The organism is Vallitalea sp., from assembly GCF_025211055.1.
Classification (GTDB): Bacteria; Bacillota; Clostridia; order Lachnospirales; family Vallitaleaceae; genus Vallitalea.
In genome coordinates, this window is the sequence record NZ_JAOARO010000087.1 from 67,570 (window position 1) to 80,480 (window position 12,911).

Annotated in this window: 13 protein-coding genes; 7 read left to right on the forward strand and 6 right to left on the reverse strand. The window is 30.0% G+C overall.

The features are described from left to right. The first annotated feature begins 55 nt into the window (after window positions 1-55). From N4A55_RS12730 to N4A55_RS12740, 3 genes are all read left to right on the forward strand, one after another. The gene (locus N4A55_RS12730; RefSeq protein WP_293756983.1) at window positions 56-508 is read left to right on the forward strand and encodes a hypothetical protein; all 453 of its coding nucleotides are present in this window, start codon (window positions 56-58) and stop codon (window positions 506-508) included. Between the two features lie 121 nt (window positions 509-629). Further along, on the forward strand, window positions 630-1,346 hold the full coding sequence (locus N4A55_RS12735; RefSeq protein WP_293756985.1) for a response regulator transcription factor: 717 nt from the start codon (window positions 630-632) through the stop codon (window positions 1,344-1,346). A gap of 2 nt (window positions 1,347-1,348) precedes the next feature. Continuing rightward, window positions 1,349-2,734, forward strand: coding sequence for a sensor histidine kinase (locus N4A55_RS12740; RefSeq protein WP_293756987.1), 1,386 nt, complete (start codon window positions 1,349-1,351; stop codon window positions 2,732-2,734). A 216-nt stretch (window positions 2,735-2,950) separates the two neighbouring features. On the opposite strand, the gene N4A55_RS12745 is transcribed toward N4A55_RS12740, so the two are convergent. The 6 genes from N4A55_RS12745 to coaBC form a co-directional block, all read right to left on the reverse strand. After that, a complete protein-coding gene (locus tag N4A55_RS12745) occupies window positions 2,951-3,349 on the reverse strand; it encodes a hypothetical protein (RefSeq protein ID WP_293756989.1) in 399 nt (132 codons plus the stop codon). A gap of 126 nt (window positions 3,350-3,475) precedes the next feature. Continuing rightward, entirely contained in the window at window positions 3,476-3,826 is a 351-nt protein-coding gene (gene panD / locus N4A55_RS12750; RefSeq protein WP_293756991.1) for an aspartate 1-decarboxylase, read from the reverse strand. A 1-nt stretch (window position 3,827) separates the two neighbouring features. Next, window positions 3,828-4,676, reverse strand: coding sequence for a pantoate--beta-alanine ligase (gene panC, locus N4A55_RS12755; RefSeq protein ID WP_293756993.1), 849 nt, complete (start codon window positions 4,674-4,676; stop codon window positions 3,828-3,830). Next, on the reverse strand, window positions 4,673-5,461 hold the full coding sequence (gene panB / locus N4A55_RS12760) for a 3-methyl-2-oxobutanoate hydroxymethyltransferase (protein ID WP_293757226.1): 789 nt from the start codon (window positions 5,459-5,461) through the stop codon (window positions 4,673-4,675). Before panB ends, panC begins: the two co-directional genes overlap by 4 nt. A 13-nt stretch (window positions 5,462-5,474) precedes the next feature. Further along, complete coding sequence (locus N4A55_RS12765) at window positions 5,475-6,377, reverse strand: Rossmann-like and DUF2520 domain-containing protein (protein WP_293756995.1); 903 nt, start codon at window positions 6,375-6,377, stop codon at window positions 5,475-5,477. 148 nt (window positions 6,378-6,525) lie between these two features. Next, window positions 6,526-7,722, reverse strand: coding sequence for a bifunctional phosphopantothenoylcysteine decarboxylase/phosphopantothenate--cysteine ligase CoaBC (coaBC, locus tag N4A55_RS12770; RefSeq protein WP_293756997.1), 1,197 nt, complete (start codon window positions 7,720-7,722; stop codon window positions 6,526-6,528). 266 nt (window positions 7,723-7,988) lie between these two features. Here coaBC and N4A55_RS12775 point away from each other — a divergent pair, with 266 nt between their 5' ends. From N4A55_RS12775 to N4A55_RS12790, 4 genes are all read left to right on the forward strand, one after another. Next, window positions 7,989-9,323 (forward strand): diguanylate cyclase domain-containing protein, encoded by a 1,335-nt coding sequence (locus tag N4A55_RS12775; RefSeq protein ID WP_293756999.1) that lies wholly within the window; start codon window positions 7,989-7,991, stop codon window positions 9,321-9,323. A gap of 220 nt (window positions 9,324-9,543) precedes the next feature. Beyond that, on the forward strand, window positions 9,544-10,392 hold the full coding sequence (locus tag N4A55_RS12780; protein WP_293757001.1) for a patatin-like phospholipase family protein: 849 nt from the start codon (window positions 9,544-9,546) through the stop codon (window positions 10,390-10,392). Window positions 10,393-10,863: 471 nt separating this feature from the next. Continuing rightward, window positions 10,864-11,787, forward strand: coding sequence for a DUF5655 domain-containing protein (locus N4A55_RS12785; protein ID WP_293757003.1), 924 nt, complete (start codon window positions 10,864-10,866; stop codon window positions 11,785-11,787). Window positions 11,788-11,945: 158 nt separating this feature from the next. Next, window positions 11,946-12,899 carry an AAA family ATPase gene (locus N4A55_RS12790; RefSeq protein ID WP_293757004.1) on the forward strand — a complete coding sequence of 318 codons (954 nt, stop codon included), beginning with the start codon at window positions 11,946-11,948 and terminating at the stop codon, window positions 12,897-12,899. Window positions 12,900-12,911: the final 12 nt, after the last annotated feature.

Sequence of the window (12,911 nt, forward strand, 5' to 3'; positions counted from 1 at the left end):
TTTTCATATTGTTATTTTATAATTACAATAACAAATCAAAAAGGAGGAAATATATATGAAAAAAACAAAGTTAATTACATTCGGTTTGTTAGGTTCACTATTAGTAGGAATGGCTGCATTTGCAGCTACTCCAGCACAAATTTATTCAGACCTTACTGGGATTACAGAAGAAGAAGCTTATGAATTAAGACAAGAAGGTAAGACTTTCGGTGAATTAGCTAAGGAAAATGAAGTCTATGATGAATTTGTAGATAAGATGGTAGAACAAAAAATAGCCTTGATTGAAGAGAAAGTAGAGCAAGGTCACTTAACTAGAGAGAAAGCTGATGAATTCATAGCAAATATAAAAGAAAATGCTAGTAATTGTGATCCAAGTAATCCACAGAAATTAGGACGAAAAATTGGTCTAGGTCGTAGAAAGGGAAATGGACGAGGAGCATGTAATGGTAATGGCTATGGAAGACGCAATGGCGGTAGAGGATTAGTCTATGGAAGAAGAGCTAAATAATACTTAATTCAAAAGATGCAAAAGGCAGCTCATAGCTGCTTTTTTGCATATATAAAGGTAATTTGATAAAATATAATAAAAGTACTATTTATATATTAACATCCAAGAACTTGATGACTATATGAAAGGGAAAAAAATGGAAGAAAAAATACTTATTATAGATGATGAACATGGATTGTTAGAAGTAGTGGAAGCATATCTTAAGAAAGAAGATTATGAGGTTTTTACTGCTGATAATGGGAAAGAAGGATTATCCCTCTATAAAAATATTGATCCCAATTTTATAATATTAGATTTGATGCTTCCAGATTTATCTGGTGAAAAGATTTGTGAAAAAATAAGAGAAGAATCAGATGTACCTATATTAATGCTTACTGCAAAAAGCTTGGAAGATGATAAAATAAATGGACTAGCACTTGGGGCAGATGATTACTTGACTAAGCCTTTCAGTCCTAGAGAATTGGTTATGAGGGTTAAGGCAATACTTAGACGTACTAATAAAAAAACTAAAATTAACAATGATAATATAATATCATTCAATAATAATGACATAATAATTGATAAAGAAGAACACATTGTTAAGAAAGCTGGAGAGATACTTAATATTACTCCTAATGAATATGAAATTCTATTACTTTTTGTTAAAAACCCAAACAAAGTATTTACTAGGTCTCAAATAATAGATGTAGCTCTAGGTTATGAATTTGTAGGGTATGATAGAACCATTGATGCACATATTAAAAACCTCCGTAAAAAATTGGAAGATAATATAAAAAAACCTGAATATCTTTTGACGGTTTATGGTGTAGGATATAAGTTTAAAGGTAAAAAGGATTAGAAATGGGTGAAATGGTTATGGTAAGTCTCAGTAAAAGAATAGTAAAAAATTCTATAATAATATCATTGGTTACAGTAATAGTAATTATCATATTATCTAATATAGGAATAAAATATTATTTTACCGATTATGTGATAGAGCAAAATAAAGTTGATAATGAAGAAATAATAACATATGTTAATACTAGTATTGAGAATGATGGCATTATTGATAATAGAGAGCTGTCTTATCTGAAACAGCAAGCACATTTTAAGAATGTAGAGATTGTATTGCAAGATATAGATAAGGAAGTTATATTTGTCAGCAGTATGGGAATGGGTAAAGCCATTGGAATGGGTAAAGCTATGCATAAAAAACCTTTTAAGGAAGACTATACTTATTTAGAGAAAAAATTGAGTTATGAAGGTCAAACAATTGGATATCTTAGTATAGGACATTATAAAAACATTATCACTGCAAAAGAAGATAATGATTTTATCTATACAATAAATATATTATATGTAATCTCATTTTTTATAGCTGTGTTACTTGCTATTTTTTTAAGCCTATTACTTGTTAGAAGACTTACACGTCCTATTATTGAGATAAAGGATAGCACCCATAATATTTCAAAAGGTAATTATGAACGTGTAAAATCAATAAAAACTGATACAAAAGAATTAAACGAATTAGCAACTTCTATTGAAGAATTAGCTAGGCAGCTCAGTGAACAAGAACAATTAAGAAAAAGACTCAGTAACGATATTTCCCATGAACTTAGAAGTCCTCTGGCAGTACTTAGGAGCCAAATAGAAGCATTGATGGATGGAGTTCTAGAGCCATCACCAGAGAGACTTGCAAAATTGAATGATGAGATCGTGAGAATGACCAAACTAATTAATGATCTCAATGAATTAGTGATAGTTGAGAGCGAACACCTAAGACTTAATACAAGTAAGATAAATATTGAAAATGAGTTGTCAACTATAATTGAGGGATTCATACCACTGATGGATAGTAAAGATATTAAGCTTATAGTTGAATTAGAAAAAGATATATATGTAAATGGAGATAGGGATAGATTGAAACAGATATTCGTTAACCTACTAACCAATGCTTATAAATATACCAATAGTGGAGGCATTGTAAAAGTTACATTGACAAAAAACACAGACAAAGCCATAATTAGATTTATTGATTCTGGTATAGGGATTAAGAAAGAGGATTTGTCGTATATATTTCAACGATTCTATAGAGGGGATGAATCAAGGAGTAGAAAGACAGGCGGTGCTGGTATAGGATTATCCATAGTTAAGGAACTAGTGAAAGCACATAAAGGCATAATAACAGTTGACAGTGAACTTGGAAAAGGATCTATATTTACTATTAAATTCAAGTTAGCCACTTAAAATTAATCTTAAAATAATGGGGGTAGAATCTTGATATAAGACTACTAAGAGAAACAATCAGTTCTAGCTGCTAGAAGAACAGGATGATAGGTATATTCAGAAGGATGCCCTCGTTGATAGGATTAGATATAATGCTAAGCTAATAAATGGAAAAATGACTCTTCAAAAATATTAAGTATTGAAGAGTCATTTTATTTATAGTATTATTTTTAACAGCTATCTCTTTTTATTTGCTTTTTGCTGTTCCTTTTGATATGCTTGATCATATTTTTTCCATTGTTTATAATTTTTTTGTTTTTCTTTTTTTGTATCCTTTATTTGGTCATTTAATTTATCAATATTATTTTGATGATATTTTTGTATTTCACTACCTTTATATTTTTTCTTTTGTTCTTCTTGGTATTTCTTTTGCTTTTTATAATAATCAATTTTTTTATCGTTTTCTATATATTGTTTTGCATTTTCGTATGCTTTGTCTAAATTATTTTTTGCTCTTTTAGATTTTGGGACACGAATTCCTGTTTCATATTCTCTTATCCATTTATCTACTTCATAAGTTTTTCTATTACCTTGATGTTGGATACTATTTTCTTGTTCGCTATTAGTCATATTCATTATAACCTCTTATTATTGTACTTGCTTCATTATATTTTAAGTTATGAAACATGTTACTCTAATAAATATAATGAACAATTAATATAAGGTTAGTTATAGTCAAATTGATTGAGAATATTACTGGGTTTAAACAAGAATTTGATTTTTGTTATCTAGAACAACAACTTTTGGTTTATAGTTTTTAGCTTCTTCTTTATCCATCAATGCGTAGGCGATAATGATTATTATATCACCTGGTTGTACAAGTCTGGCAGCTGCTCCGTTTAGACATATGGTACCGCTGTTACGTTCTCCTTTTATTACATATGTCTCTAATCGAGAGCCGTTATTATTATTAACTATCTGCACTTTCTGTCCAGGCAATATATCTGCTAATTCCATTAGGTGTTCATCAATGGTGATGCTTCCTACATAGTTGAGGTTAGCATCAGTTACAGTTGCTCTGTGTAGTTTTCCTGTCATCATTTCAATTAACATATTAGATTACCTCCATTCTTAGATTATCAATCAATCTTGTTTGACCGATTTTAACAGCAAGAGCAATGAGAATATTACCCTGAATATAATCTATATCTTTAAGTGTATCTTCATTAACTATGCTTATATAGTCTATAGTTGATGAAGGTTTTTCTTCAATCATTTTTTTAATGATATCTTTTATGATTGTGGCTGATTGTTCACCGTTTTTGATACACTCTTTTGATTTTTGGAGAGATTCATATAAAATAGTAGCTTGATTGCGCTCTTCATGATTTAGGTATGTGTTACGAGAACTTAATGCTAGACCATCATTTTCCCTTACAATAGGGCAGATGATTATATCAATAGGCATGTTCATGTCTTTAACCATTTTCTTGATGACTATAGCCTGTTGAGCATCTTTTTGTCCAAAATAAGCTTGATTTGGCTGAACTATATTGAATAATTTAGTTACAATAGTTGTTACACCTCTAAAATGAGTAGGTCTTGATTTACCACATAGATTATCTGTAAGATTGTTAACAGTGACATAAGTAGCGTGATTATCTAGGTACATTACCCCATTGGTTGGTATGAAAATAACATCTACTCCCGCTTCATTGGCAAGCTTTTTATCATTTTCTATATCTTTTGGGTATTTATCCAAATCTTCAGTAGGACCAAATTGAGTGGGATTTACATAGATACTTAGTACTGTTATATCATTATCTGTAACTGATTTTTGTACTAAAGAGATATGTCCCTTATGTAGATATCCCATAGTAGGCACTAAACCTATAGTTTTGCCTTCTGTACGATAGATTTCCAGATGTTTTCGCAGTTTATTTATATCATTAAATATTTTCATGATTTTTTCCCTCCACCATATATTGAATCAATTACATCCTGCTTTATATGAAAAACGTGTTCTTTACTAGGAAAAGTCTTTTGTTTTACGTCTCTTATATAATTGCTGACAGCTTTCATGATTTCATCTTGTACATTAGAATACTGCTTAACAAATTTTGGTACTATATCAGAATATAGGTTCAATATATCATTGGTGACTAATACCTGACCATCACAGTCAGAACCTGCACCGATACCTATAGTAGGAATTTCTACCTTTTCTGTAATAAGTTTTGCTAATTCCGTTGGTATACATTCAAGTACAATTGCAAATGCTCCGGCTTCTTCTAGAGCCATTGCATCTTCAAGTAATTTTTTAGCTTTTTCTTCAGATTTTCCTTGAATATAATAACCGCCTAATTGATTAATTGATTGAGGGGTTAGTCCTATATGTCCCATAACAGGGATTCCTGCATTTATAATTGCTTTGGTTTGCTTTATTACTTCTGTTCCGCCTTCAAGTTTTACAGCATTAGCTTTGCCTTCTTGAACTAGACGTCCTGCATTTCTCACAGCTTCGTATTTTCCTGTGTGGTAAGTTAGGAAGGGAAGGTCAGCAACGATTAATGAGTGTTTACTGCCTCTAGAAACTGCTTTTACATGATGAAGCATATCTTCTATAGTTACCTCTGTAGTATTTTCATAACCTAAGATAACCATTCCTAATGAATCGCCAACCAATATTATGTCAATACCTGTTTCATCTAGTATAGCTGCTGTAGGGTAGTCATATGCTGTCAACATTGTTATTATTTTGTTATTCTTTTTCTTGTTCCTTATTGTTTGTGTAGTTACAGTTTTCACCTTGTAATACCTCCTTTAAAGTATTTAGAGTGTATTCGTTTAATTTGTTTTGTTTTTTTACTAGACTTAGAGTTCTATCACCTAGTAAACGATAAAATTGTTCCAGGCTTCTATCTTCTCTAGATAAAGCTCGTATATGTGTCTTGATAGTATGGACATCACCTCGAGCCATAGGTCCAGTCAGAGCATTCACAGTCCCTTTTTCAAAAATGTTATTGATTGTTCCTTTTACTAAGGATTCTATTAGTTCTAATGATGATTCCTGCTTTAATCCAATTCTGTTAAGAGTTTCTAATCCTGTATCAATTACAGTAACAAGATAGTTAGATACTATACAAGCTGCTGCATGGTATAGGGACTTTTGCTCTGAACTTATGTTGTGTATTTCTAAATTAATATTTAGCAGTATTTTTCTGAAATCATCAGTCAAGTTTCCTTTACCTTCTAATGTAAGTGGTGTTTGCGGTAACATGGTTAATGCATAATTAATATCAGCAAATGATAACATAGGATGTAGTGATAGGGTAGTTGAACCTAATTTGGAAAGAGGTTCAAGTATAGTGGAGGGATGAGTACCACTTGTATGACAAACCACTTTATCATCCCATTTTGCATTTATTGATATTAATTGAAGGACAACATCTTCTATTAAGTCATCAGGAGTAGTTATCATGATATATTTTGATGAATCAACTAATTGGGTAATATTTTCATAAGTATTGCTATTGGTTAAAGCAGCACTTTTCTTAGCTGATGCAAGTGACTTACTATTATAACCACTGATAGGTAGATGCATATTGTTAAAATACATACCTAATGTTGTTCCAACTTTTCCAGCTCCTATAAATCCAAACATTGAAACCTCCTATTTTTTCATAAGCTACATTAAAAAAACCTTCTTAGACAGCGTCTAAGAAGGTAGGATATAATAATTAATATACCATGTTTTTCCTTGATACTGTCTTTGTTCTATGAATCAAAGCAGATATTATCTATTAAATTTTTTAGAGATTAGCTATAATATAATCCAGTATACTATGGGCTAATTGTTTTTTAGGCATAACTGGATAGGTTTTCTTATTACCTTTTTTGTCAATTAATGTTACACAATTGGTATCAGTGCCAAAACCGGCATCTGCCCTAGTGACATCATTAACTATTATCATGTCAATATTTTTTTTCTTCAGTTTACTAATTCCATTTTCCATAACATCGTTGGTTTCAGCTGCAAATCCCACTATTAATTGTTCTGGGGTTTTGTGCATGCCGATCCATTTTAGTATGTCTGGATTACGGGTTAGTGTAAGCTTGAAATCATCGTCTGATTTTTTTATTTTTTTATCTACATAAACCTCTGGGCGATAGTCTGCTACAGCTGCAGATTTAATAATTATATTCTGGTCTTTCAGATTGTCTTTCACGGCAGTAAACATTTCTTCAGCTGATTCAATCTGAATATATTTTTTTAGGTTATTGGGTTTTTCTAAGGTAACAGGTCCAGATATTAATGTTACTTCTGCTCCTTTTATCACTGCTGCTTCAGCAATAGAATAACCCATTTTGCCAGAAGAATGATTGGTCATATAACGAACTGGGTCAAGAGCTTCTCTTGTTGGTCCAGCTGTTATCAATATTTTTTGTCCAGCAAAAGGTTTATCATCTAATAAATTCATGGTAATTGATTCAATAATAGTGTCTACATTGGCTAGTTTTCCTATGCCTAAGTCACCACATGCTAATCTTCCTGAATCTGGCTTAATGAATTTATAGCCATGATTCTTTAGTTTTTTAATATTATCTTGTACTATAGGATTTTGATACATGTTGGTATTCATAGCAGGGGCAATAACTATAGGTGCTTTAGTTGCCATGATGGTTGTTGATAACATATCATCTGCTATTCCATTTGCTATTTTACCTATTATGTTAGCTGTAGCAGGAGCAACTAGAAACAAATCAGCTGACTTGGCTAAAGCAATATGTTCAATATCCCATTGAACTATTTTATCAAACATATCTACAATCACAGGTTGCCATGATAATGATTGAAACGTCAAGGGTGCAACAAATTCTGTAGCTGATTTAGTCATAATTACATGTACATCAGCATTTAATTTCTTTAGTTTACTAACAAGGTCACATACCTTGTATACTGCAATTCCACCACTTACACCAATAACGATAGTTTTTCCTTTTAGCATTTGGAAATCTCCTTTCGGTGTAGTATCTTCAATATACCACTAGAAAAAGTAAAAATCAATATTAATTTTAAATTTAATGTTATAGCTATAGTAAATTATTTTATGGAGTAACATGTAACATAGAATTATTATCTGTTTTATGGTATAATATGTACATAGTGCGAGTTATAAGTAATATATAGAATAACGATGTTTATTATTAAAAGAGTAAAGTTATTATGAATCTCTTCACTTGTTTGTAGACTGATAATACGGAGGGACTATATTTGAAACTTAAAACAAAGAGACAACAATTTATCTGTTCTATGGGTATAGGTGTTTCTATAAGTATAGTTATTATGACATTGTTTTTTTTATCTATTGATACTATAGAAAACAAATATAATCAAAGACAGAGGTTAGAAGTTTTAGAAAGATTTCTTAGGTTTCAATCAAGAGCAGAAACTATTATTAATGAGAGTATTAATTTATTAGAAGGGTATATGACATATATAAAAATCAATCCAGATATTTCAGAAGAAGATTCGAATAAATATCTAGATAATCTTTTATCCACAAAAAAAACCCTTATAAGAAATATAGGGATTATGGAGGATACAACAGTAATATGGAATTATCCAAGAGAAGGTAATAAAGAAGTTATAGGAGTCGATTTGACGACAATAACTAGTCAGAAAGATGATATAATTAAGGTAAAAAAAACATTAAAACGCTTATTTATTGGACCTGTAAATTTAATTCAAGGAGGAGTTGGATTCATAGCTCGTTTACCAATAGTCTTTGAAGGAGAATATAAGGGGCAGATAAGCGTTGTTTTAGATGGAGATAAATATCTCGAATATATGGATGTAATTGCAGAAGAATCAAAGCTTAATGTAACCATATATAATCTAGAGGATTTCCCTTTGCAACCCTTTCATGGTGATAGCAAATTAATTGACAGAGAGGGTCTAGTTCTAAATATTGAAATTCTTAATAATAAATGGAAAGTTGTTATAGAACCATTACATGGATGGAAAAAAAATAAAACAATAATTTTGGCTTATAGAGCGTTAAGTATATTAATCGGCCTAATAATTGGTATCTTTCTCCATATAATTTTCTATACAAGGTACCAGTTAAACTATCAAGCTATGAATGATCAATTGACAGGATTAAATAATAGATATTTTTTAGATTACTATTATCAAACTATATTAAAAAAAGCAGAAGCAAATAATGAATTTATTGGTCTATTCTTAATTGATATTAATCATTTTAAAGCCATAAATGATAATTATGGTCACAAGGTTGGAGATTTAGTCTTGATTGAATTCGCTAAGAGAATCCAAGCTATTGGAATTAATAAAAAAAGAGGATTTAGAATAGGTGGGGATGAATTTCTTATCTTAGTTTCTGATATCAATGAATTACAAGATTTAGAATATGCTTTTAGAATAATAAGGGAAGAAACATTATTTAGATTTAAATATCAAGATAATCATATTGAGGTTGTACCTAGTATTGGACTTGCTACTTATCCAATAGATGGAGATACCCTAGAAAGAATCATGAATGTTGCAGATTCTAGGATGTATGAAGAAAAAAGATTGTCAAAATAATATTACAAAGGGCATCTTACCAAAATTTATCTATTGGTAAGACAATCTTTTATTTTATTAAATTCATAGATTTTATTGTAAACATGAAATACTCTGTTCATGATGGTCCAGGAATAAAATTAGTTACTGTCTCATAATTGAAAAAATAAATGTTTTGTATTATAATTATACCAATGTTTATGAATCATTCGTATGTAATTATAAGGTGGTGTATTATGTAATGTATCAAGCAACATTGGTGTTAGAGGGTGGTGCTACTAGAGGAGTATATACAGCAGGTATTTTGGATTATTTTATGGAGCAAGAATTAGTAGTGTCTAATATATTAGGGGTTTCAGCAGGATCATGTAATTGTGTAGATTATATTTCTGGACAGATTGGAAGATCTAAGGATTGTATGATAATTACTAAGAAAGAAAATGTGTATTATGGTATTAGGAAGCTTGTTAAAAAAGGCAAATTGATAGATATGGATTTATTATTTGATGACTTTGCTAATATAGTTTTTCCATTTGATTATGAGGCTTTTTTTGATTCTGATACTGAATGTGAAATAGTTGCTACTAATTGTGTAAGTGGAAAAGCGGAGTATATGAAACCTGATAAAAAAGAGGAACTTATGTCCATATGCAGAGCTTCTAGCAGTGTGCCTTTGATTGCACCTATGGTATGGATTAATGATATTCCATATCTTGATGGGGGTATTGCTGATTCTGTACCTATAGATAGAGCAATGGAGTTAGGAAATAAAAAGATTGTAGTTATATTAACAAGAAACAAGGGCTATCGTAAAAAAGTACCTTCAAAAACTATGATAAGATTGTGCAAACGAAAATATGCGGCTTATCCAAGATTAATTTCTGCTTTGGAAAATAGGTATAAAGTATATAACAAAACAATGGATTATATAGATGAACTTGAGAAAAAGGGAGATATTTTTGTTATGCGTCCAACTCTTCCTCCTGTTTCCAGATTTGAAAAAAGTGTGGAAAAGCTTAATGAGTTCTATAATCATGGTTATGAGGATGGGAAGAAGGAGTATACAACATTGTTAGAATACATAAAATAAAATGGAAAATTAATTCTTTTTTGTAAATATTTTTACTTGATTTTTCTTTATAGATATAATATAATATTTCTTACAATTTTCAACAAAAACCAGCCTTATACTAGTCTTATTCTAAAAAGATAAGGGGTCGCTCCCAAAGAAATTTTCTAGTGGGTCAAGCGAATAGGAATATGGTATCTTCTAAGTGGCTATCTGCATGACGGAAATCGTAGCAGACCTAAGAGATAAAATTAACTATTCGTCATGGTTGCTTAATAAGGTTAGATAACTGTCTTGTTAAAGAGGGTTGTGATTATAATATTAGAGTTATATAAATTAAATTAAATAATGGATATAATAAAAGATCTCTCTTCTAGTTGTATATAGAACTAGGAGAGAGATTTTATTTGATTTTTATTTATGTTATATATCTATTATGTTATAATATAGTCGATAAATGTAAAAAATGGTAAGTTTAAAGGGGAAAAATATATGTTTCTATATAAGATAAATGGAACTAATCTAGAACAAGTAGTAGAAAAACCTTTTTCAAAAGAATACGAATTACATAAGCTATGTGAAGATAACTTAGCAAATATTTTTGATTTGAAATTCGTCAAAAGAGAATTTGCTCTTAATAATTTTAGGCTTGATACTTTAGCTTTTGATGAGAACAGTAAAGCTTTTGTAATTATAGAATATAAGAATAATAGTAACTTCAGTGTTATAGATCAAGGATATGCATATCTTTCACTCATGCTTAATAATAAAGCTGATTTCATACTTGAATACAATGAAAACTGTAAAAGTGTTCTAAGAAAAAGTGATGTGGACTGGACACAATCTAGAATTATATTTGTATCACCAACTTTTAATAATTATCAAAAAGAATCAATTAATTTTAAAGATCTACCTTATGAGTTATGGGAAATAAAGAGATTCAATAATGATACAATATATTTTAATCAAATAAAAGCATCTAAGAAAGTAGAATCTATAAAAACTATATCAATTACAAGTAATGATATGGAAAAAGTAAATAAAGAAATGAAAGCTTATACTGAAGAACAACATCTAATGAACTCAAGTGAAGATATAATTAAGTTATATAAAAAAATAAAAGAATATATATTGGCATTAGACAATACGATAGACATTAAGGCTAAGAAAATGGAAATAGGCTTTGTATATAATAAAAAGATTATGATAGATATATGTTTACAAAAAAAATCATTAAAGATATGGTTAAACACAAAAACAGGAACTATAGATGATAAAAGGAATATAACTAAAAATGTTACTAATATAGGTCATTGGGGTAATGGAGATTACGAAATACAGATAAGTAATGATAAAGATATTAAATATATTTTTAGTTTAATACAACAAGTATACCAAAAGAGAACATTAGCATAGGAAAAAGCAAAAGGGAATATGGAGCAGTGGAATAAAAATATTAAATATTTTGCTATAATTAACAATTTATTCATATATAATTCAAAAAATAAATATAAAATAGTATTTATTGGTATTGCATAAAATATCATATTTGTATTACTAAGGAGGATTAAGAAATGGAAATAACAAGTTTATCTGATAAACAACAGATAATATATTCACTAAGAGATGAAATAAATAAGGTGATTGTTGGTCAGGACTATATGGTTGACAGAATACTTATTGGTCTTATGACTGGAGGACATATCTTATTAGAAGGTGTCCCAGGTCTAGCAAAATCCCTGACAGCAAGTACTATAGCTAAGGTAAGTGGAGTTGATTACAAGAGGATACAGTTTACTCCAGACTTATTACCAGCAGATATACTTGGTACAGAGATATATAATCAAAAGACTGGTGAATTCATTATTAAGAAAGGACCTATCTTCAGTAATCTAATACTTGCTGATGAGATTAACCGTGCCCCTGCTAAGGTACAATCAGCTTTACTAGAAGCAATGCAGGAAAAACAAGTAACAATAGGGGATACTACTTATCAGCTTCAAAGACCATTTTTAGTAATAGCTACACAGAACCCACTTGAAGAACAAGGTACTTATCCATTACCAGAAGCACAACAGGATAGATTCATGATGAAACTAAAAGTCCAATATCCTAATAGAAACGAAGAAAGTAAAATCATTGATCGTTTTACTATGGATAATTATTATGAACCTAACCTTACTAATATTTTGTCATGCAGTGATATATTACATCTAAGAGAACAAATTAACGGTATTTATATAGATGATAATGTTAAGAACTACGTACTGGATATCGTATTGAAAACTAGAGAGAAATCTAATTATATAGCATGCGGTGCATCTCCACGTGCTAGTTTAGGCCTTATCAAGTCAGCAAAAGGACGAGCATTCTTAGAAGGACGTGATTATGTAGTGCCAGACGATATAAAATCAATGGCATATGATGTTCTAAGACATAGAATATTACTCTCATATGAAGCTGAAGCTGATGATATTACTTCTGAAGATATAATAGCTGGAATTTTGGAAAAGGTTAACTTACCATAGATAAGGAGTTAA